General features: G+C 62.1%; 19 protein-coding genes and 1 tRNA gene. 11 read left to right on the forward strand and 9 right to left on the reverse strand.

Translation table 11 applies throughout. The features are described 5' to 3' along the window. Positions 1-14: 14 nt before the first annotated feature. Positions 15-548, reverse strand: coding sequence for a MarR family winged helix-turn-helix transcriptional regulator (locus AC1DVN_RS26825; protein WP_020970065.1), 534 nt, complete (start codon positions 546-548; stop codon positions 15-17). 85 nt (positions 549-633) lie between these two features. Between AC1DVN_RS26825 and mraY the strand changes: the two genes are divergently transcribed. Then, positions 634-1710, forward strand: a complete 1077-nt coding sequence (gene mraY, locus AC1DVN_RS26830; protein ID WP_003941316.1) for a phospho-N-acetylmuramoyl-pentapeptide-transferase — start codon at positions 634-636, stop codon at positions 1708-1710. On the opposite strand, the gene AC1DVN_RS26835 is transcribed toward mraY, so the two are convergent. Then, positions 1707-2993, reverse strand: a complete 1287-nt coding sequence (locus AC1DVN_RS26835) for a multidrug effflux MFS transporter (RefSeq protein WP_477994417.1) — start codon at positions 2991-2993, stop codon at positions 1707-1709. The genes mraY and AC1DVN_RS26835 overlap by 4 nt on opposite strands. Positions 2994-3215: 222 nt before the next feature. Between AC1DVN_RS26835 and AC1DVN_RS26840 the strand changes: the two genes are divergently transcribed. Beyond that, a tRNA-Cys gene (locus tag AC1DVN_RS26840) sits at positions 3216-3286 on the forward strand. Between the two features lie 159 nt (positions 3287-3445). After that, positions 3446-4741, forward strand: coding sequence for a DNA cytosine methyltransferase (gene dcm, locus AC1DVN_RS26845; protein WP_021344871.1), 1296 nt, complete (start codon positions 3446-3448; stop codon positions 4739-4741). A gap of 82 nt (positions 4742-4823) precedes the next feature. On the opposite strand, the gene AC1DVN_RS26850 is transcribed toward dcm, so the two are convergent. After that, positions 4824-4949, reverse strand: coding sequence for a hypothetical protein (locus tag AC1DVN_RS26850; RefSeq protein ID WP_255246884.1), 126 nt, complete (start codon positions 4947-4949; stop codon positions 4824-4826). Between the two features lie 394 nt (positions 4950-5343). Then, positions 5344-5991 carry a TetR/AcrR family transcriptional regulator gene (locus AC1DVN_RS26855; protein WP_019749202.1) on the reverse strand — a complete coding sequence of 216 codons (648 nt, stop codon included), beginning with the start codon at positions 5989-5991 and terminating at the stop codon, positions 5344-5346. A gap of 97 nt (positions 5992-6088) precedes the next feature. On the opposite strand from AC1DVN_RS26855, the gene AC1DVN_RS26860 reads away from it, so the two are divergent. Then, positions 6089-7879, forward strand: coding sequence for an N-acyl-D-amino-acid deacylase family protein (locus tag AC1DVN_RS26860; protein ID WP_020970060.1), 1791 nt, complete (start codon positions 6089-6091; stop codon positions 7877-7879). Further along, complete coding sequence (locus tag AC1DVN_RS26865) at positions 7876-8721, forward strand: alpha/beta fold hydrolase (protein WP_141489198.1); 846 nt, start codon at positions 7876-7878, stop codon at positions 8719-8721. Before AC1DVN_RS26860 ends, AC1DVN_RS26865 begins: the two co-directional genes overlap by 4 nt. Before the next feature lie 73 nt (positions 8722-8794). Here the strand turns inward: AC1DVN_RS26865 and AC1DVN_RS26870 are convergent, their stop codons facing one another. From AC1DVN_RS26870 to AC1DVN_RS26880, 3 genes are read right to left on the reverse strand one after another with little or no spacing between them, the layout of a single operon-like run. Beyond that, a complete protein-coding gene (locus AC1DVN_RS26870) occupies positions 8795-9934 on the reverse strand; it encodes a sulfotransferase family protein (protein WP_020908307.1) in 1140 nt (379 codons plus the stop codon). Positions 9935-9941: 7 nt separating this feature from the next. Beyond that, entirely contained in the window at positions 9942-10724 is a 783-nt protein-coding gene (locus AC1DVN_RS26875; protein ID WP_007726165.1) for an SDR family oxidoreductase, read from the reverse strand. A 2-nt stretch (positions 10725-10726) separates the two neighbouring features. Continuing rightward, on the reverse strand, positions 10727-11893 hold the full coding sequence (locus AC1DVN_RS26880; protein WP_021344867.1) for a hypothetical protein: 1167 nt from the start codon (positions 11891-11893) through the stop codon (positions 10727-10729). Between the two features lie 116 nt (positions 11894-12009). Between AC1DVN_RS26880 and AC1DVN_RS26885 the strand changes: the two genes are divergently transcribed. The 5 genes from AC1DVN_RS26885 to AC1DVN_RS26905 all read left to right on the forward strand — a co-directional run bounded on the left by AC1DVN_RS26885 (position 12010) and on the right by AC1DVN_RS26905 (position 17378). Beyond that, positions 12010-12945 carry a helix-turn-helix domain-containing protein gene (locus tag AC1DVN_RS26885; protein ID WP_060939010.1) on the forward strand — a complete coding sequence of 312 codons (936 nt, stop codon included), beginning with the start codon at positions 12010-12012 and terminating at the stop codon, positions 12943-12945. A gap of 143 nt (positions 12946-13088) precedes the next feature. Next, positions 13089-14015, forward strand: a complete 927-nt coding sequence (gene cysD, locus AC1DVN_RS26890) for a sulfate adenylyltransferase subunit CysD (RefSeq protein ID WP_060939011.1) — start codon at positions 13089-13091, stop codon at positions 14013-14015. After that, positions 14015-15859: an adenylyl-sulfate kinase gene (gene cysC, locus AC1DVN_RS26895; protein ID WP_060939012.1), complete on the forward strand. Its 1845-nt coding sequence runs from the start codon at positions 14015-14017 to the stop codon at positions 15857-15859. The genes cysD and cysC overlap by 1 nt, the downstream gene beginning before the upstream one ends. Then, a complete protein-coding gene (locus tag AC1DVN_RS26900; protein ID WP_060939013.1) occupies positions 15856-17010 on the forward strand; it encodes a 3'(2'),5'-bisphosphate nucleotidase CysQ in 1155 nt (384 codons plus the stop codon). The genes cysC and AC1DVN_RS26900 overlap by 4 nt, the downstream gene beginning before the upstream one ends. After that, on the forward strand, positions 17007-17378 hold the full coding sequence (locus AC1DVN_RS26905; RefSeq protein WP_042952314.1) for a nuclear transport factor 2 family protein: 372 nt from the start codon (positions 17007-17009) through the stop codon (positions 17376-17378). Before AC1DVN_RS26900 ends, AC1DVN_RS26905 begins: the two co-directional genes overlap by 4 nt. 9 nt (positions 17379-17387) lie before the next feature. On the opposite strand, the gene AC1DVN_RS26910 is transcribed toward AC1DVN_RS26905, so the two are convergent. Then, the gene (locus AC1DVN_RS26910; RefSeq protein ID WP_060939014.1) at positions 17388-18539 is read right to left on the reverse strand and encodes a N(5)-(carboxyethyl)ornithine synthase; all 1152 of its coding nucleotides are present in this window, start codon (positions 18537-18539) and stop codon (positions 17388-17390) included. 233 nt (positions 18540-18772) lie between these two features. Then, on the reverse strand, positions 18773-19150 hold the full coding sequence (locus tag AC1DVN_RS26915; protein WP_019749191.1) for a MarR family winged helix-turn-helix transcriptional regulator: 378 nt from the start codon (positions 19148-19150) through the stop codon (positions 18773-18775). Between the two features lie 85 nt (positions 19151-19235). On the opposite strand from AC1DVN_RS26915, the gene AC1DVN_RS26920 reads away from it, so the two are divergent. Then, a complete protein-coding gene (locus AC1DVN_RS26920) occupies positions 19236-20765 on the forward strand; it encodes an MFS transporter (protein ID WP_020908302.1) in 1530 nt (509 codons plus the stop codon). Positions 20766-20824 lie beyond the last annotated feature (59 nt).

Consider the following 20824-nt stretch of genomic DNA (forward strand, 5'->3'; position numbering starts at 1 on the left):
TACGGGTCGTCGGTTCACCACTTGGTGGGCGCGCCGCCGGTGTCGAAGTCACCCGCAGTCTTGCGAAGTTCAGTGAGGATCGTCACCAATTGCTCGAGCTTGTCCTGCTGGAGTCCGGGGTGTGCGAACACTTTGCTGTTGAGCATTTCAGTGGCTTCGAGGGCCAGCGCGCGACCCGCGTCGGAGATCTCGATGAGCGTCGCACGTCGATCGCTGGGATGCGGGACCCGTCTGACCAGCTCCGCTTTCTCCAAGCGGTCGACGGCATTGGTGACGCTGGTGGGGTGAACCTGGAGTCGGGCGCTTGCCTTGGCCATCGGGAGCGCGCCCGACCTGGTGAAGGTGAGAAGCGTCAGCAGTTCGTAGCGGGCGAAGGTCAGCCCGAGAGGCTTGAGTACCTCTTCGACCCGCGCCATCATGATCTGTTGCGCACGCATCACCGACGTGACCGCAGCCATACCGTCGGCGACATCGCTCCAACCGTGCTTCGTCCACTGACGATGCGCCTCTTCGATGGGGTCGAGGGGGAGCGGCGCGGGGGGAGACATAAGTTCGATCATCCCATGCTGGCAAGCGGTCGGGTGCCTTGTCTGATTGTGTGTCGCAGCCGCTTACGTCTGTAGAGTCCCACGGGTGATTTCAATCCTCGTAGCGGGTGGCGTCTCGTTGTTCGTCGCGCTCTTCCTGACTCCGTTTCTCATTCGTGTGCTTTCGCGGCAGGGGCTCGGGCACGAGATTCGGATCGAGGGTCCGCAGAGTCATCAGGGCAAGCGTGGCACCCCGTCGATGGGCGGGATCGCGATCATCGCCGGCATGTGGGCGGGCTACCTGGCGGCACACATCATCGGATTCGGCTCGCGGCTACCGCGGCTGTCTGCATCCGGTTGGTTGGTTCTCGCGCTCGCCACGTCGCTGGGAATCGTCGGTTTTCTCGACGACTTCATCAAGATCCGTAAGAAGCGCAATCTCGGGCTCAACAAGACAGCGAAGACCGTCGGTCAGCTCGCGAGCGCCATCATCTTCGGCATTCTCTTCCTGCAGTTCTCCAACAACAACGGAGTCACCCCCGGAAGCCAGTACCTGTCCCATGTGCGAGATATCTCGGTGTTCTCCATGGGTGCCATCGGCTTTGTGGTCTTCTTCTGCATTCTGGTGTTCGCCTGGTCCAACGCCGTCAATTTCACCGACGGTCTCGACGGTCTCGCGGCCGGCTCGATGGGCATGATCCTGGGGACCTACGTCGTCATCGCCGGTTGGCAGTACCGGAACTCATGTGTCCTCGAGCCTGCCGCCGGTTGCTACGACGTTCGTGACCCCCTGGATCTCGCGATCGTCGCTGCCGCCGCAGGCGGGGCGTGCCTCGGCTTCCTCTGGTGGAACGCCGCCCCGGCTCAGATCTTCATGGGTGACACCGGCTCCTTGGCGCTGGGCGGCCTGGTGGTCGGCCTGTCCGTCACGACGCACACCGAGTTGCTAATGGTCATCATCGGCGCCCTGTTCGTGGCTGAGATCCTGTCGGTGATCATCCAGGTTCTGGTCTTCCGATCGTCCGGCCGACGCGTATTCAAGATGGCCCCGATCCATCATCACTTCGAGTTACTCGGTTGGCCGGAAACCGTCGTGATCGCAAGATTCTGGATCTTCGTCGCGATCTCGTGCGTCCTGGGACTTGCCACCTTCTACAGCGAGTGGTTCTCCGCTGCCGGTTAGACCGATTCACTCTTTCGGGTCGTATCACTCTTTCGGGTCGTAGCCAGAAGAGCGACCAGACCGAGCGACACACACGCCGTCATCGTGACGGCCAGGGCTGTGCTCGTGTTTCCCAGCAGGCCGACGGCCGGCGCGATGGCCGCACCGACGCCGAACTGGAATGCACCGAGCATTGCCGCGGCAGTACCGGCCGCTTCGCCGTGACGAGCGAGCGCCAGTGCCGGGGCGTTGGGAAGAACGAACCCGATGGCACCGGCCATGACCCACAGTGCGATCACGAATCCGGCGAGCCCGCCCAGTTCCAGGACCGCGACGGCAATGACGACGGCCCCGGAGACAACTGCAGCCACGAGGGCCCACTTGGTGATCTGCTGAGGAGTCCAGCGATCGAGCAGTCGGACGTTGACCTGCGAAGCACCGATCAACGCAATCGCGCCCGCACTGAAGAGCAGTGCGAACTCCTGCTGATTGAGGCCGTACTGATCTTGATAGACAAACGACGCGCCTGAGACATACGCGAACAACGACGCCATACCGACGCTGGAGACGAGCGTCAGGACCATGAACGTGCGGTCGCCGAGCAGCGAACCGTAGGTGCGGAGAACCGACGTCAATCCGCTCGGGCGACGCTTTTCCTTCGGCAGTGTTTCGGACAGTCCGAAAGCACCGATCATCGCCGTGCCGACGCCGATCAGTGCCAGGACGACGAAGATCCCGCGCCAGTCGAGGGCGACGAGGAGGGCGCCACCGATGCTGGGCGCCAGGATCGGCGCAACGCCGAGCACGAGCATCAGCCGGCTCATCACGACGGCAACGGTGTTACCGCTGTAGAGGTCGCGGACGATCGCCATGGTGACCACTGCCGCGGCCGCCGCGCCCATGCCCTGGAAAACCCGCAGGATGCCGAGGACCGCGATGCTCGGTGCGAAGACCGCCAGCAGCGAAGCCAGGATGTGCACACCGATCCCGGCGAGCAGCGGCTTCTTGCGGCCGAGAGTGTCCGAGAGCGGCCCGACCAACAGCTGTCCGAGTGCGAGGCCGATGAGAGTTCCGGTGATAGTCAGCTGAACCGTTGACGACGAGACCCCGAGATCGGCGCCGATATCCGGCAGCGCGGGCAGGTACATGTCGATGGTGAAGGGCCCGAGCGCAGTCATGGAACCGAGGGCAAGAATCTTCCCGACGCTGGGCTTACGGTCGACACTGCTCATTTCCAGCGGGGCTGCCTCTATGGGCGGGGCTGCCTTCACGGGCGGGGCAACGGCGGTGTTCTCGGCACTCATGAAACCTTCTGGGTTGTCTGGGTCTGGCGAACTGCTCGGTCGTTCGGGCGAAATTCGTATGATCTGCGCCCGCCGAGGGAGTCAGCATCGAGACTGACCGATTTGTTCCCGAAGGGCTCGCAGTTTTCCCAGAGACTGGAACGGCGGGTGGGATAGCACTCGAATCATGCTGAGCGGAACTGTGGTTCGACGCCGTGACTCAGGGCAGAGTTACTCACTGACGCGGGTGTGGCTGAGTGGCTAGGCACCGGCCTGCAAAGCCGTTCACACGGGTTCGAGTCCCGTCATCCGCTCGTGTCGGAGACCGGCAGGCATACCGCCTGCCGGTCTTCCTTGTGAGGTCCCGGTTCACGGGGTCGGCTGCGATAGTCTGGGCTGCCGGAGCGAGCGGACCATATGAGTGAGGCACTGAATTGATTTCGGGACAGGACCTGCGATCACGGCGCTTGGACGTGGGGATCAGTCAGTTCCAGTTCGCCCGTCAAGCGGGAGTCTCGTCAGCCGTCGTCTCCGCGTGGGAACTCGACAAGGCGTATCCGAAGCCACCGGCGGAACGAGCAGTTCTCACGGCCCTCTCCGCGCTGGAAGCGGCCAAGCGTGAGGGTACGTACGCGGCACCCCGGAAGCGATCGAGCGGCAGTACCCGTGCGCGTCGAGTGACACCGGTCAACGACCCCGCCTCGGTGGCCCGGCGTGCCGTCGCGGGGGCAGGAAGCGGCGGCCCCACCGTATTGACAGCGTTCTCGGGTTGTGGCGGTATGGCCGAAGGCTTTCGGATGGCGGGGTTTTCGGTGGAGGGATACATCGAAGTCGTGCCGGAGGCGCGTGCGACCTTCGATCGGAACTTCCCCGGCGCGAGGTGCCTCGGCGAGGACGTTCGGGCGATCGACGAAGCCCGGGTGAAAGATCTTCTGGCACAAGTGGACATCGATGTGTTGGCTGGGGGACCGCCGTGTCAGGGGTTCAGCCTTGCCGGCCGGCGAGACCGCGACGATCCGCGCAACCATCTCTTCCGGAACCTGCTGCAGCTCGCCGAATTGGTGAAGCCGAAGGTCTTGGTGATGGAAAACGTGCGACTGCTGCTCAGCATGAAGGACCCGGACGGTGGGATGGTCGTCGACCGGATTCTCGGCGAGATGGCTGCATGCGGTTACGACGCGTCGGTCAACACGGTCAATGCGCAGGATTACGGCGTCCCGCAGTTCCGGGAACGAGTGTTCATCGTGGCGACCCGCCGCGACAGTAGTATCGGGCCGCTGCGTTTTCCGCCGAAGACTCACGGCGTGAATGGTGTTGCGCCGCTGAGGACTTTTCGCGATGCCACCGTCGACCTGGCCCCGCTGGAATCCGGGCAGGCTTGCGAGACGGACCCGCTGCACTGGGCCGTCGAGCATCCCGAGCACGTCTTGCGGTGGCTGCGTGATGTACCAGAAGGAATGTCGGCGCACGACAACGAAGATCCGGCCATGCGACCGTCGTCCGGGTACAACACGACGTACAAGCGCCTCCGGTGGGACGAGCCGGCGTCCACGGTCGGAACCACTTTCGGGATGATCTCGGCTTCACGCAACGTGCATCCGAAACACACGCGATCGTTGACCGTTCGAGAAGCTGCTCGCCTCCAGACCTTTCCCGACGACTACGTCTTCGAGGGTAAGTGGGGAGCGGTGCGCACGATGATCGGCAATGCGGTGCCGCCGCAGCTGGCGTCGGTACTGGCAGGAGAGATCAAGAAGGCACTCGGCTGAGATAGAGCACCTACGGAAAATGGGGCCGACAATGTCGGCCCCATTTCGAGTTACGCCCTGGCAGGGGTGTGGTGCAAGCGAATCAGCTGAGGTTGAGCTTGGCGATCAACGGCTGGACGACCTTGATGATGTCGATGACGGCGCTGAGGGTGTTGATGGAACCCATGTTTCGGTCCTCCGTGTCGTATGTACAGGTTTGTATGTACAAGGTTGTGTCTGCGTGGTGTTTCTGTACGACCTTGTGTCGCAGACACAAGTTAGCAAACTGGACGCTTGTTTTGGTCGAAATGGCCACTTTGCGCTGAAGTTGCTGAAAAGTTCACGGATTGTTCAGGAGCGGAAACAAAAAACAGGCCGGACTCCCCGAAGTCCGGCCTGTCGATGACGCTTTGCGATCAGCTGAATGCCGAAAGTGCGCTGATGAGGCCGATGCCCGCAACTGCGACCTTGAGGACACTCAAGACGTCTTCGAGCTTGACACCCTCGGGCAATACGTTTTCGACAGACTCCATGTTGGATCCTTCATGTGTTGGGGTCGTGGTCCAGCGCCACTGCAAGCAAGATACCCAATCGTGACCACCTGTGAAACCCCGGCGCGAAGATCACAGTTTTGTTGCGCCGGACTCACTGGCCGTCGCAGCCATGGTGGCCGCCACTATTTGTTCCACGCTGATGCCCGCCGCCGGTAGGCAGTGGTAGAAAATTCGTTCGCAGAGGTCGACCATCTCGCCTCGTTCGAGGGTCGGCTCGTCGATCCAGTTGACGACTATTTCCTCCATGAATGCCTGCCACCCGGCGATGGTCGCCTCGACGGTCGCATTCGATTCGATGCCCAGATTTGTGAGCGCCGCGACGATCCACGTGGTGAACGTTCGGCGCATCCCGCGGTAGATCGTGCGCATCCGGACGTCGCCACTGCCGGCCATCCGCATCACGGCGAGGTAAATGGTGGGGTGCTCGATAACGGCATCGACGAATGTTTCGATACCTGAACGCAGCTGGGACGTGATCGGTAGTTCGGGATCCGGTCGCATTCGATCTTCGAGATCGGCCGAGGCGGCCTCGAGGATGGCGTTCTGGAAACCCTTCTTGTTCTTGAAGTAGTGAAACAGCAGTGGCGGCGAGACACCGGCCTCGGCTGCGACACGATCCATCGACAGTTGGTCGAAAGGCTCGGTCCGCAACATGTGCACTGCTACCTCGAGGATTTGCCTCTGACGGTCTTCGGGGGAGCGGGGGACTGCGGCCATTCCGACATCTTATGTATTGGTTCGGAAGGTTCATTGACTTTTACTCAACGCTGTCTATAACGTGAGGTAACACATACGTGAGGCGAGGAGTCCGACAGTGTCTGCTTTCGACATCGTGGTCAACGACGGGTTGTGGTTCGACGGGACGGGGGCTCCTGGTCTGCGTCGAAATCTCGGAATTCGAGACGGCGTGGTCGCGGAGGTGTCCACGACGCGCCTGGAGATCGGGCCGGACACCGAGGTGATCGACGCGGCCGGCAAGTGGGTTCTCCCGGGCTTTGTCGACGTCCACACGCACTACGACGCCGAAGCCTTGGTCAGTCCAGGCCTTCCGGAATCGGTTCGCCACGGCGTCACTACGGTCGTGCTCGGCAATTGCTCGCTGTCGACGGTGTATTCGACCCCGCGTGAGATAGCTGACCTGTTCAGCCGGGTCGAAGCAGTTCCCCACGACGCGGTGCTGCGCATCCTCGAAGCGAACAAGACCTGGACCGGTCCCGCGGCCTACACCGCCGCACTCGAAGCCCTTCCCCTCGGACCCAATGTCGCGGCATTCATCGGCCACTCCGACATCCGCACGCACGTACTCGGATTGGGGCGCGGCACCGACAAGAAGGTCAAGCCGACCCGCTCGGAACTCGGCCGGATGGGCTCGATGCTCGAGGACGCCATCGATGCGGGGATGCTAGGCCTGTCGTCGATGACCAATGCCCTCGACAAGATCGACGGCGACGAATACCGTTCTCGCTCTTTGCCGTCGACGTATGCACGGTGGAAAGAGTTCCGATTCCTCAACCGCATCCTTCGTGATCGCGGAAAGATCTTGCAGAGCGCTCCGACCATCAACCTGCATCCGAACGTCGCGGCGTTCTTCGCCGAAAGCTCCGCCATCGGACGCAAGAAGCCGCTCAAGACGTCGCTGCTCTCCGGTGCGGATTCGAAGGCCTACCCGGTGATCGTGTACTTCATGCTCGCTGCGGCCCCACTGCTCAATCGCTTCGCGAAGACCGATTTCAAGTGGCAGCACCTTCCGGTTCCCTTCACCGTCTACGCGGATGGAATTGACCTCGTCGTGTTCGAGGAGTTCGGTGCCGGCGCCGCCGCTTTACATCTCAAGGACCAGGTGGAGCGCAACGAACTGCTCCAGGACGAGTCGTACCGTCGCGCATTCCGTAAGGACTACGACAACAAGTTCTCACCCCGCATCTGGCATCGCAATTTCTACGATGCGGTCATCGTGGGATGCCCGGACGAGACGTTGATCGGCAAGAACTTCGGTCAGGTCGGTGACATCCGCGGAGTGCACCCGGTGGACGCGTACCTCGACCTGGTGGTGAAGTACGGGCGAGATCTTCGCTGGCGCACCACCATTGCCAATCACCGGCCCAAGTTCGCGAAGAAACTCGCCGCGAGTTCCGGTGTGCAGATGGGCTTCGGCGATGCCGGCGCACATCTGCGCAACATGGCGTTCTACAACTACCCGGTGCGACTCCTCAAGCGCGTCAAGGACGCTCAGAGTGACCGCAAGCCGTTCCTCACCATCGAGCGCGCAATCCACCGCCTGACCGGTGAACTGGCGGACTGGTACGGCATCGACGCCGGACATCTACGCCAGGGCGACCGCGCGGACTTCGTTGTCATCGATCCAGCCGGGCTCGACGAGTCGGTCGACGGCTTGTTCGAGGCAACCGTTCCCGAGTACGGCGGGATCAGTCGAATGGTCAACCGCAGCGACGATGCGGCCGTCGCGACAGTGATCAACGGCCGACTCGTCTACCGCGAAGGTGAATTCGCCCCGGGATTCGGCATCGAAAAGACAGGCCAGTTCCTGCGCGCAGGTGAAAAGGCTCCGATTACACGGGCCGCGAAGACTAGCGTGGCGCTATGACTACGCCGGCGGATCGCCTCACCTCGTACTCCCGGTCCGGGCTGACTTTCGACGTACGCGACGAAGGACCGGCAGACGGTCCGGTCGTGGTCCTCCTGCACGGATTTCCGCAGGATTCCCGCTCATGGGATCACCTCGCGCCGTTACTGCACGCCCGCGGCTTCCGCACCGTGGCGCCGGACCAGCGAGGGTACTCACCCGGTGCCCGGCCGAAAGCGCGCTGGGCCTACCGCGGGTCCGAACTCGCCGCCGACACTGTCGCGCTGATCGACACACTCGGTGTGGGGAAGGTGCACCTGGTCGGCCACGACTGGGGTGCCGCGGTCGCGTGGCAGGTGGCTGCCGAACGGCCGGATTTGCTCGATACCGTTACCACGGTGTCGGTTCCGCACCCGCTGGCCTTCATCAAGGCGATGGTGACCAGCACTCAGGGACTGAAATCGTGGTACATGGGGGCGTTCCAATTACCCTTCGTTCCTGAGAAGATTCTGGCCTCGTCATCGCTGGGCGAGAAGTTCCTGGTCTCGAGTGGGCAGACGCCGGAGAATGCGCGGCGCGATCTGAACGCCATGCTCGCTCCCGGCAGACTGCGCGGCGGTCTGAACTGGTACCGCGCGATGTGGATGACCAAGCCGAACCCGGCAGCTGCCCGGGTCACCGTGCCGACCCTGCACGTCTGGAGTGACGGCGACGCCGCCATCGGGCCCAAGGGTTCTGCCCTCACTCCCGCGTTTGTCGACGGTCCGTATCGGTTCGAAGTTCTCCGGGGTGTGAGCCACTGGATTCCCGACGAGGCGCCGACGGAGTTGGACCGGTTGCTCAGCGAGCATTTCAGCAGCTGACCGAGTTGCGTACTGAAGCCCCCGCCGTCCGGCGGGGGCTTCAGTCGTCAGCGAGGTCGTCGACCAGCGGTGGTCAGCGAGTTCCGAATCGCTCCTCCACCTGTTCCTTCGTCAGGCCGAACTCCTCGAGCGTGTACTTGTGCGACGGTTTGCGAGCACCCGAGCGGCTTTCCTCGTGCATGGCCTCCATCGACTGCTGGGCGGTAGATGTCAACGGGATGTCGAAGTGCGTGTAGATGTTCTCGACGGTTCCCAGTGGATCGGTGACGAAGTCCTGATAGTCGACGTCGATGAACTGCGCGGGATTGTGGTGTGCGCGTGCACTGTCGAACTGCTCGAGCCCCCTGGCCCACAATTCGAGCTGACTTTCGCCGATCACCTTGTCGGTGAACGTGTTCGACCAACCCTCTGTCGCCTGGGCGGCCAGGCTGCATACCGACGGAATGATCGTCGTAGGGGAGCGGTGAGTCTGGATGACGAGAGCGTCGGGGTACGCCTCCATCAATTCGTCGAGCGCAAACAGGTGGCTCGGGTTCTTGAGGACCCACCGTCGATCCTGATCGGGCAGACCGATCAGCTGCAGGTTCTTCTTGTGTCGTGCATAGGCGTTCGACCACTCCTGGTCCTTCAGCCATGCGGAGTACGTGGGTAGATTCGCCAGGCACTCGTACGACACGGACTTGAACGTCTGACGCAAGAGTTGCCAACATTCTTCGACTTCACTGGCCGACATGTAGTGCACGCCCATGAATTCGGGATGCTCGACGTGGTGTTGACCGAATGTCTCCTCGATCTTGGCGAAGACCGGGTTCGATTCCCACGTATCGCGAGGCGGGCGAGGCTGAGGGAACTCGGTCAGCCACATCTCGAGGCCCTGGTGAGCCGGGTCGACCGTGAGGAGGCGGTGCAAGGCAGTGGTGCCCGTGCGTGGCAATCCGGTGACGAAGATCGGCCGCTCGATCTTGACGTCGGCGTGTTCCGGATGCTCCTTCCACGCCGATTCGCTGAGGAGACGGGCCACCAGGGCGCCGCGAAGGAATACCCGAGAGATCTTGCTGCCGAAGGGCGTCAGATCCTCGTCGCGGTCGTAAGACTCGAGGAGGACCGACAGAGCCTCGGTGTAATCGTCGACGCCGAAGTCCGTCAGGCCGGTCATCCGCGTCGCCGAGGCATGGAGATCCTCGACGGTGCCGACGTGAGTGCGTTCAGTCATGGTGCTCCTAGTGATGGAATTCGCCGCAGTTGACGTCGATGCATTGGCCGGTGATCGCGCTGGCCATCGGGGACGCCAGGAAGATCGCCGCATCGGATACTTCATCCGTCGTCGGCAGGCGCTTGAGGTCGGTGTTCGACGCAGTGTGCTCGTAGATCTGCTCGACAGTCATGCCGAACTTCTCCGCCTGGTGCGCGAAGTATCCCTTGAGGGTGTCGCCCCAGATATAGCCGGGTGCAATCGAATTGACACGAATTCCCTGCGGGCCGAGTTCGGTGGCCAGGGACTGCGACATGGCGAGCAGGGCCGACTTCGCCATCTTGTAGCTGCCGTAACGCTCTTGCGAATGCCGCAACACCATCGAATTGATGTTCACCACGGAGCCGTCCGACTCGGCAAGTGCCGGCGTGAACAGCTGAGTCAGGCGCAACGCCCCGAGAACGGTCAGTTCGATGCTGTCGCGGATGTGCTGGTAATCGGTGCGAGCCAACGGTTTCATCGACGGAATCGAGAATGCATTGTTGATCAGAGTGTCCACTTTGCCGTAGGCGGCAATGGACTCGGCCACCAGATTCTCGGCGGAAGCCTGGTCGGTGATGTCGGTGGCAACGGTGACGGCGCGCCCACCGGCATCGACTATTTCTTTCGCAACGTCGTCGAGTCGCGATTGCGTACGTGCTGCGAGAACAAGACTCGCGCCGGCCGACGCACATCGAAGGGCCAGAGCGCGGCCGAGTGCCGGGCCGACTCCGGAGATGACTACTACACGGTCTTCGAGCAAGGCGGTCATGATTACCCCAGCATTCGGTTGTCGATGGCGGCCTGGCGCTGGGCAATGCGCGCTGCCCAGTCCTCGGCGGTGATGGTGTTGGTGTCGAAATGCGGCAGGTGCTTCGCAATATCTGCGACGGCGACAATTTCGACGGCGGGACCGTCCTGCGGCGTCAGCTCGCGGGACACGCGCTGCCAACGGAACTGCAGAATGCCGCGCGGATGTCCGACGGTTTCGATCCAGTTGGTGACACCGGGGTTCTTCTCGCTGACCACCATTCGGACCATCCCGTCCGGATCGACCTGTGCCTGGCCGTTGTTGAGGGAGGTCTGATGATTGACGTAGTCCAGTGAGATGTACCAGAGGCTCCCCAGTTGGAAGCCGAGATACGGTGCGTCGGAGGCGGGAACGGTGATGATCATCGCCTGCTCGTCGGTGAGTTCGTAATGTCCCACCGACGAGTACTGCGTTGCCAGCCCGCCCGGTGTCAGGCGTGGTTCGGTCATGGTGTTGACCGTGAGCTTGAGGTAGAACCACTCCGGGAACTGGAGCCACGTCTTGACCCGCGTGACCAGTGCCTTCCCAGCCCGGGCGTAACGCTTCTCGGTCTCTTCGGCGGTGAGAGGTGGCGGCGCTATCCCGATCGAATCGGTGCGCTCGATGCGGATCACGCCGCGCTGCTGACTCCAGTCGCTGTAGACCTCGCGAACGACCAGCTGCGAGGATCCGGGCGCCAGGGTGTAGTAGTTGGCTCGTCCGTCGGCGGGGCCGGGGCCGAACCAAGCGACGAAGTTGCCGTCGTCGTCTATCTCCAGCTCGCGGTCGTCGAAGGCGATTTCGCTGCCGGGAACGTTCGAGTTGGTGTAGTTCCCACTCAACACCTGGAAGCTGAGATCGGCTGTGGTGCCGCGCTTTCCGGTGACCTTGTATTCCTTGTCGTCGTTGATACGGGCGCCGAAGTAGAGGGTGTCCGGGTTGTCGAGACCCATCTTGGTGAATGGTCCGGTGCCCTGGATGAAACTCGGATGGGTCTTTTCGCTGGCCCAGGCGGCATGCGTCGTCGCGATGATTCCGCCGGCCAGATATTGGTATCCCTCCAGTAGATCCTGTTCGGATCTGATGTGCGGCGCAGTCTCGATCAATTTCTCGGCTTCGGCGATCGCCTCGGCAAACGGGTCCGTCAGCACGCTGGCTCCTCACAGTTCCGACTATGTCGCCGGTCCAGAGCGTCGTGGTACAAATATGTACCTATTTGGTAGATGTTGGGTATTTCGACAATAGAACGCGTTCTAGGGAGTGGTCAATGGGTGGACCGGAGAAGACGCCTGAAGCAGCACGCCAGAGGGGGAGACAATCGCCTCCCACCGAACGGGTGGTTCAGGTGCTCGACTACCTCGTCGGCCGCCCTGATCAGCGGTTCGGGCTGTCGGAACTGGCCCGCGCGCTCGAGATCAGCAAGCCCACCTGCTTGGGAATCCTCACGGCGCTGGCTGATCGTGGATACCTGACTCGGGACGAGGTGTCGAAGACCTATGGGCTCGGTCCGGCCTTGATCGCGGCCGGACGTGCAGCTCAGCGAGGATTTGCCGTCGGACCCATTGCCCGCACCCATCTGGAGAAAGTGAGCACGGAGTTCGGAACGACGTGCACGGCGTCCGGTGTGATCGGTGATCAGATCAGCGTTCTCGAAGTGACCGGACCGATCGGAGCGCGTCGCGCTGCCAAGGTCGGTCAGGTGTACCCGTTCGCACCACCGGTCGGACTGATGTACGTCCTCTGGGGTTCGGATCACGACATGGACAGTTGGCTGGGCAAAGAGCCGAGCCTGCCGGTGCGCTTGGATCGCGAGCGTCTGTGGAACGTGGTCCGCGAGTGTCGCGCTGCGGGGTATCTGGTCGAGAGTCTGGATCCAGTCGGGCAGCGACTGCACACGTTGATGGCGGGCGTTGCGACGCACGATCTTCCGCCGGAGGTGCGTGAACTGCTCGGGGAGATGGTGTCGAGCCTGGGCGAGAGGGTGTATCTCGGGCGCGACATCAGCTCTGACGACGAGCATCCCGTCAGTCTCATCGCGGCCCCGACCTACGACGCCGAAGGGCATCAGGCCCTTGTGCTGACACTTTATGTGGGCGGGGCGATCACCGGCGCCGAGATCGAGCGAAGGGCCGCGGCGTTGGTTGCGGCGGCGGATGCGGTGACGGCGGAAGTTGGTGGCCGGAGTCCGGTTCGCGGTTTGTGACGTCTGATTGCCGGTCATTGACCTTTGGGTAGAACGAGTTCTATTCTGTGATTGCGTTCAATTTAGAACCAGTCCGGTACATAAATGTACCGATGCGGAAATGGTGTTCCGCACGGAGTACGTGATGCTCAGGAGCGAAAGACATGGCAACACTCCAGACCCCGCCCACCTACGAGTTGTCGCATTTGCGGGCACTCGAAGCGGAGGCGGTCCATATTTTCCGCGAAGTCGCAGCGACTTTCGAAAAGCCGGTCCTCCTGTTCTCCGGAGGTAAGGATTCCGTCGTGATGCTGCACGTAGCGGCCAAGGCATTCTGGCCTGCTCCATTGCCGTTCGCCGTGATGCACGTTGACACCGGTCACAATTTCGACGAGGTGATCGAGTTCCGCGACCGCACGGTCGATCGCTTCAACCTGCGTCTTGTCGTCTCCAGTGTGCAGGACGACATCGACGCCGGACGCGTCATCGAGGACACCGGAGTCGGTTCCAGTCGCAATCGCCTGCAGACGCACGCGTTGCTGCGCGGAATTCGCGACAACAAGTTCGACGCCGTGTTCGGTGGTGCTCGCCGAGACGAGGAGAAGGCGCGCGCCAAAGAGAGGGTGTTCAGCTTCCGGGACGAGTTCGGGCAGTGGGATCCCAAGGTGCAGCGACCTGAACTGTGGAACCTGTACAACGGCAAACACCGTAAGGGTGAACACATTCGGATCTTCCCGCTCTCCAACTGGACAGAGCTCGATATCTGGCAGTACATCGAGAAGGAACGGATCGACCTTCCCGGCATCTACTACGCCCATCGTCGCGAAGTTGTTCCGCGCGACGGAATGTTGTTGGCACGCACCCGCTTCCTCGAACTTCGTGCCGGCGAGGAGTCCTACGAGGCGTTGGTGCGCTTCCGTACGGTCGGCGACGCAACTTGTACCGGATGCGTCGAATCGTCGGCCGAAACACCGGCCGCTGTCGTGGAAGAAGTTGCGGCGAGCCGTATCACGGAGCGTGGCGCAACCAGAGCTGATGACCGGATTTCCGAAGCTGGCATGGAAGATCGTAAGAAAGAGGGGTACTTCTGATGCCGCAACTGCTGAGAGTCGCTACAGCGGGCAGTGTCGACGACGGAAAATCGACACTCATCGGCCGGTTGCTCTACGACTCCAAGTCGATCTTCGAGGACCAACTCGAGGCCGTGGAGCGAAGCAGTCGAGAACGCGGCGACGAGTACGCCAACCTCGCGCTACTGACCGACGGATTGCGCGCCGAGCGTGAACAGGGCATAACGATCGACGTGGCCCACAGGTATTTCGCGACCCCTCACCGGAAGTTCATCATCGCGGACACACCCGGGCACGAGCAGTACACCCGCAACATGGTGACCGGCGCTTCGACGGCCGACCTTGCCCTGATCCTGGTGGATGCACGCAAGGGTGTGCTCGAACAGACGCGACGGCACGCTTTCTTGTCGACTCTCCTGGGGATACCCCACCTCGTGCTGTGTGTGAACAAAATGGACCTCGTGGGCTGGTCTCAGGAACGGTTCGAGGAGATCAAGGAAGAATTCCGGCAATTCGCGATCAAACTGGACGTCCACGATCTGACGTTCATTCCGGTGTCGGCGCTGTTGGGGGACAACATCGTTGCCCGGACCGAGAACATGTCCTGGTACGACGGGCCTTCTCTGCTGCACCATCTCGAGCAGGTACACATCGCTTCGGATCGCAACTTGATCGACGCGCGTTTCCCGGTGCAGTACGTGATCCGTCCGCAGAAGCAAACGGATGCCGACCTCCACGATTTCCGTGGATACGCCGGAACGGTGGCCAGTGGCGTCTTCAAACCCGGCGACGAAATCGTGGCATTACCTTCAGGATTCACCTCGACGGTGAAGGCAGTCCACGGGCCGGGCGGTGACGTGATCGACGAGGCGTTTGCGCCCTCGGCCGTCTGCATCGAGCTGGCCGACGATCTCGACGTCAGCCGCGGGGACCAATTGTGTCGGCTCAACAACCGGCCGCAGGTCGGGCAGGAAATCGATGCGATGGTCTGTTGGTTGACTGAACAGACCACCCTGTCGGAGAACAACCGCTACTCGTTGCTGCACACCACGCGCTCCACGAAAGCGCAGATCGTCAAGCTCGACTATCGCCTGGACGTGAATTCTCTGCACCGCGACGAGAAGGCAGAATCTCTGTCCCTCAACGAGATCGGTCGCATCTCGATCAAGACGCAGCAGCCGTTGATGTTCGATCCCTACCGCCGCAATCGGGTGACGGGCAGCTTCATTCTCGTGGACGAGACCACGGGTAATACCGTCGCGGCCGGAATGATCAACGGTCCGACACTCAAGGAATCGCGCGTCGTCTGGCACAGTGCGGAGGTTTCTCGTGAGGAACGTGCGACTGCCGGCGCCACCGTCTGGCTCACCGGTCTCTCGGCCTCGGGTAAGTCGACGATCGCGGTGGAACTCGAACGCCGCTTGGTGGCCGCGGGTATCCCGGCGTACCGCCTCGACGGCGACAACCTCCGGCACGGATTGAACGCGGATCTGGGATTCAGTGCCGAGGACCGAGCCGAGAACGTCCGCCGAGTCGGCTCGGTGGCGCAGTTGTTCGCTGATTCAGGTGCAGTGGCAGTGGCCTGCCTGATCAGCCCGTACCGCGAAGATCGTGATCGAGTGCGGGCGGCGCACGAGGCCGCCGGGCTGAAGTTCGTCGAGGTTTACGTCGACACCCCGATCGAGCAATGTGAAGCCCGAGACCCCAAGGGTATGTACGCCAAGGCCAGGGCCGGGGAAATCAAGGGTTTCACCGGAGTCGACGATCCGTACGAGGCTCCAGTCAGTGCCGAGCTGGTGATCAGACCCGAAGACGGAACGCCTACCGAACTTGCGCTGCGAATTATGGAAGTGTTGGACCGGTGAGCGAATCCACACACAGCAGAATCGCCGACGAGGCACTCGCGGCGGAATTGGCGCAGGCCGCTGGTGCGATCCTCCTGGGGATCCGAGCCGAGGGCCTGGGTGTCGACGACGGTCGTGAGCTTGGTCGCCGGGGCGACAAGGCCGCCGATTCCTACATCCTCGACCGGTTGGCCGCCGAGCGGCCGGAGGATTCCGTGCTCTCGGAGGAGTCTGCCGATGATCGCAATCGTCTGGACGCATCCCGGGTTTGGATCATCGATCCGCTGGACGGCTCCAAGGAATACGGCTTGCCGGATCACGCGGATTGGGCAGTGCACGTGGCGCTTTGGGAGCGCGGTAGCGGAATTACCGCAGCCGCGGTTGCTCAGCCGGCGCTCGGAGCGGTGTACTCCAGTGGCGACGAGGCCGATTCGGTTCCCGCGAATTCGCCGCTCCGCGTAGTAGTCAGCGGATCGCGACCGCCCGCATTCACCGAGGCGGTGGCAGCCGAACTCGGCGCCGACGTGGTGCACATGGGATCGGCCGGCGCCAAGGCGATGGCGGTCGTGCGAGGCGAGGTCGACGCCTACCTGCATGCCGGTGGGCAGTGGGAATGGGATTCGGCCGCACCCGTCGGCGTCGGACAGGCGGCCGGGCTGCATTGCAGCCGCATCGACGGTTCGCCGCTGCTCTACAACGAATCTCACCCCTACCTTCCGGATCTCGTGATCTGCCGACCGGAGTTGGCTGAGTCGATCCTGGGTGCAATTGCCAAGCACTCCACGGAGTCTGCGGTCAGTGGGCGCGTCGCCATGGCGCGTGAATACGTGAACGCATTGCTCACTCACGACGCAACGAAGGTCCGATTCGCAGCTGACGCCTGGCGGGTCGAGAACGGTCAGCGAACCGGTGACACCGGCGCGTTCATCAGCAACGAGCTCGAACAGGGGCAGCAATATCGCGGAATCGTGGCGATACGTGAACTCGCGCTGCGTGAGTGGGGCGAGAGCGTCGTCGCGCGGTATCTGCTCGACCTCGGAACACCTGGCCAGGCACCGGCCGTCACAGTTTTCGTCACCGAGTACTTCGGGATACCGGCAGGCGAGATCGAAAGCATCCTGGCAATCATCGAACCCTACGAAAACGATTCGAAAGAGGCTGGAACACAATGACATCGGACAAGCTGATCACCGATTTCTGCGCGCTGTGGGCGGCCGCCGATGTTGCAAAGATCGTCGACTACTTCACCGATGACGTCGTTTATCACAACATTCCGATGGAGCCCGTGGTCGGTCGCGAGGCCGTCCGGGCGTTCATCGAGCAGTTTGTCGGTGCCTTCGGCAACATCGACTTTCAGATCAAGCGTCAGGTCGCGGACGGCAACACCGTCATGAACGAGCGCGTCGACGTCTTCACCATCAACGGCGCCGAGGTAGCGCTCCCGGTCATGGGGGTATTCGAAGTCGAGGACGGAAAGATCAAAGCCTGGCGCGACTATTTCGACATGGCACCGATCAACGCGGCAGCCGGCCAGGCCTGATCGGGGCGGCTACTCCGCGATAACAGCGTGCGGGTAGTCCTCCGAGCGGTGCTGGAAACGCGTAATGGCGGGATTCACGATGACGCCGTCACGGATTTCGATGGCGCGGTCGACGGTCTCGTCTGCCTTCCAGGCCGTCTCTCCTGCCATCACAGTGGGCAGGTAGGGAAGAAGTGATTCGCTGATCTCCCACGACGCGGAGTTCCACAGGTACGACGGGCTGTGATCGACGCCGTAGTAAGTGATGTTGTCGCCGACGATGAAGGTCGGATCCGCGAACGAGGTTGGACGAGCCCAGCTGAACCCCATGCCTTCGTCGCACGAGACGTCGACGATGAGGCTTCCCGGTTGGAAGTCCATGAGATCTTCCTCGGTCAGGAACGTCAGCGGGGCATCCGTGTTCTGCAGTACGCAGTTGACGACGATGTCGTGCTCGGCCAGGAAGCCCGGTACCGGCACGCTGTGGTTGTCGAGCATGACGTGGCTGCCGCGGACATCGCCGTTGTTGTTGTCGAACGAGACCATTCGCGCCGAGTGGATGGGGGAGCTGACGGCGGTGACGCCGCGCTGAGTCAGTACGTCCACTTCGTGGATACCGTGCGCCTTGAGTGCAGTGACAGCGCCGCGTGCAGTGGCACCGAAACCGATCACGGCAGCAGTGAGACGGCGGCCGTAGTCTCCGGTGGAACCGATCAACTGCAGGGCGTGCAGTACCGAGCAATAGCCGGCCAACTCGTTGTTCTTGTGGAACACATGCAGATTGAACGATCCGTCGCTGTGCCAGAAGTTCATCGCTTCGAAGGCGATGAGAGTCAGTTTCTTGTCGATCGCGATCTGTGTCAGCTCGGTGTCCTGGACACAGTGCGGCCAGCCCCAGAGAACCTGACCCGACCGTAGTTCGGCGAGGTCACGCACCAACGGCTTCGGTAGCAGAACCACATCGGTTTCCGCCAAAATCTGCTTGCGCGTGCGGATTCCGGCCACCAGACGCGAGAGGTAGTCGTCGGAGTAGCCGAAGGGGTGGCCGTAACCCTCTTCGAGGTAGATCCGAGAACGTAGTTCGGCATCGATGCGATCGAAATGCGCAGGATGGATCGGCAACCGGCGTTCTGCCGGTTTGCTCGACTGTCCGATGACTCCAAGGGTGCGTGCGTTGTTCAATTGTGTATCTCTCGATAGGAGCAGGTAGAGATGTCAGGCAGGCGCCTGAGGGACGAGCAGAAGCCGCAGGAACGCTGGCAGATTGCCTCGGCCAGGATCGCGTGAAGGCGTGCCGGCTGCGCTGCTGTCGATCGCCGACGGCAACAGAAAGGCGCGCCGGTATGTGCTCAGTCTAGTCCTGAACGGTCCTCGCCCGGCGGCCGGGCGAGGTGCGGTGCTGCTCCGACGTAGGGCTACTGCTCGCGCAGGCGTGAATCCAGCACGGCCAGTTGAATTTTGCTGGCATCCGTGTGTACTTGACGACCTTTGTCGGTGACGTCGATGAAGACTCCGCGCCGGTCAGCCTCGCACAGTGCTCGCTGAACCAGTCCGGCCTTCTCGAGGCGGGCGACGCTGCGGGAGAGCGCACTGGGACTCAGGTACATCTCCGAAGCCAGATCCTGCATCCGTGGACGCTCACACGAGGTGTCCATGAGTCGGTCGAGGGCCTCGAAGTCGCTCATACTCAGGCCGTGCGCCGACTGCATCTGGCGATCGAGTTCGCACGCGATGTCGTTGTAGCTGGTCGACAACGAGCGCCAGGTGTTGCGCAATTCCGATTCCGACGTCACGACCGCATTCTAGTTGAAGACTCGATTACGTGCAATTGCATTAAATGCTTGTGCATTAAGTGCATGTGCATCTATTCTCGCTGACGTGACTTGCACAGACTCGACACTCAAACCATTCGATTCGCCGGAATCCCCGGGTTCTACGGAATCCACGGATCCGGCCACAGGAGAGGGCTGGTCCCTCAAGCTGTGGGGCATCCTCGCGGTGCTCTGCCTCGTGTTGTTCCTCGACGGTCTCGATGTGTCGATGGTGGGCGTCGCTCTACCGTCCATCGGCAACGAACTGGGCCTGTCCACTACTTCGCTGCAGTGGATCATCAACGGCTACGTCCTCGGATTCGGCGGCTTGTTGCTACTCGGTGGACGTACCGCCGATCTTCTCGGGCGCAGGAAGGTCTTCCTGATCGCGCTGACCGTGTTCGCAATCGCTTCGCTGGTCGGTGGCCTTGTCGACAACGGAACACTGCTGATCGCATCACGATTCGTGAAGGGACTGGCGGCGGCCTTCACTGCGCCGACTGCAATGTCCATTCTCACCACGACGTTCAAAGAGGGCCCGGCCCGTAACCGTGCGCTGTCCGTGTTCTCCGTGTTCGGCGCCAGTGGTTACTCGTCGGGCCTGATCCTGGGTGGGCTGTTGACCAGTGCCGGTTGGCGATTCACGTTCCTGATGCCGGTTCCGTTTGCCGTCATCGCGCTGATCGGTGGGTACTTCCTCATTCCGCGGGACCGTCCCGCAGATGCCGGGGGACACGACCTCGTCGGCGCCGTCACCCTGGTGACGGGAATGCTTCTCACGGTGTACACGATGGTTTCGGCTCCGACCCGTGGGTGGGCACACCCGATGACGCTGGGTTCGTTCGCCGTCGCTGCCGTGCTTCTGGCGACGTTCTTCTTCGTGGAGAAGAAGGTGGCGCATCCGCTTGTGCGACTTGGGCTTCTGCGCGTCGGCACCATCGTTCGTGCGAATCTGGCCATCATCGCGCTCTTCGGTTCCTACCTGAGCTTCCAGTTCATGATGACGATCTTCCTGCAGTCGGCCCTCGGATGGTCGCCCCTGAAGATGGCGATGGCACTGCTCCCCGCGGGCATCATCGTCGCCTTCGGATCGCCGTTCGTCGGACGGCTGGTCGACCTGTACGGCAGTGCCAAGCTCATCATCGCGGCACTGACCTCGCTCAGCGTCGGGTACCTCTGGTTCCTCTTCGCGGGCAGCGATTCACCGTCGTACGTCGTGGCGATTCTGCCGAGCGTCATCCTGCTCGGACTCGGATTCGCGTTGGGCTACACCTCGATCATGGCCCAGGCCACCTCGGGTGTCGACGACTCGGAGCAGGGTTTGGCGTCCGGGCTGGTGAACACGTCCGCTCAGGTCGGCGCGGCGCTCGTACTCGCTCTCACTACCGCCCTCGTGACCGCCGGATCGCACACCGCATCCGGTGCCGGTACCGCCGGATTCGAACAGTTCCATCCCGGACTGATCCTGGTTACCGGAGTCGCGCTGGTGGGCTTGGCGATCACCGTCTCGCCGCTGGTACGTGGCAGGTCGCTGCGGGGAAGATCCGTGCGTGAAAGGCGCGCTGAGGAAGAAAAGGAATTGGCCGAGGTCAACTGAATACTTGCTTCATCCGCGAATGCGCTCGGCCGCGTAGGAGACAATCCTGCGCGGCCGAG

Source organism: Rhodococcus sp. P4_E4 (assembly GCF_056401575.1).

What these genes read in the sequence shown, in the direction of transcription:
- AC1DVN_RS26905 (WP_042952314.1), top strand. Translation starts at nt 17,007, where the DNA reads ATGACATCGGACAAGCTGATCACCGATTTCTGCGCGCTGTGGGCGGCC.
- AC1DVN_RS26825 (WP_020970065.1), bottom strand. Translation starts at nt 548, where the DNA reads ATGTCTCCCCCCGCGCCGCTCCCCCTCGACCCCATCGAAGAGGCGCAT.
- AC1DVN_RS26865 (WP_141489198.1), top strand. Translation starts at nt 7,876, where the DNA reads ATGACTACGCCGGCGGATCGCCTCACCTCGTACTCCCGGTCCGGGCTG.
- AC1DVN_RS26835 (WP_477994417.1), bottom strand. Translation starts at nt 2,993, where the DNA reads ATGAGTGCCGAGAACACCGCCGTTGCCCCGCCCGTGAAGGCAGCCCCG.
- cysC (WP_060939012.1), top strand. Translation starts at nt 14,015, where the DNA reads ATGCCGCAACTGCTGAGAGTCGCTACAGCGGGCAGTGTCGACGACGGA.
- AC1DVN_RS26885 (WP_060939010.1), top strand. Translation starts at nt 12,010, where the DNA reads ATGGGTGGACCGGAGAAGACGCCTGAAGCAGCACGCCAGAGGGGGAGA.
- AC1DVN_RS26875 (WP_007726165.1), bottom strand. Translation starts at nt 10,724, where the DNA reads ATGACCGCCTTGCTCGAAGACCGTGTAGTAGTCATCTCCGGAGTCGGC.
- AC1DVN_RS26870 (WP_020908307.1), bottom strand. Translation starts at nt 9,934, where the DNA reads ATGACTGAACGCACTCACGTCGGCACCGTCGAGGATCTCCATGCCTCG.
- AC1DVN_RS26855 (WP_019749202.1), bottom strand. Translation starts at nt 5,991, where the DNA reads ATGGCCGCAGTCCCCCGCTCCCCCGAAGACCGTCAGAGGCAAATCCTC.
- cysD (WP_060939011.1), top strand. Translation starts at nt 13,089, where the DNA reads ATGGCAACACTCCAGACCCCGCCCACCTACGAGTTGTCGCATTTGCGG.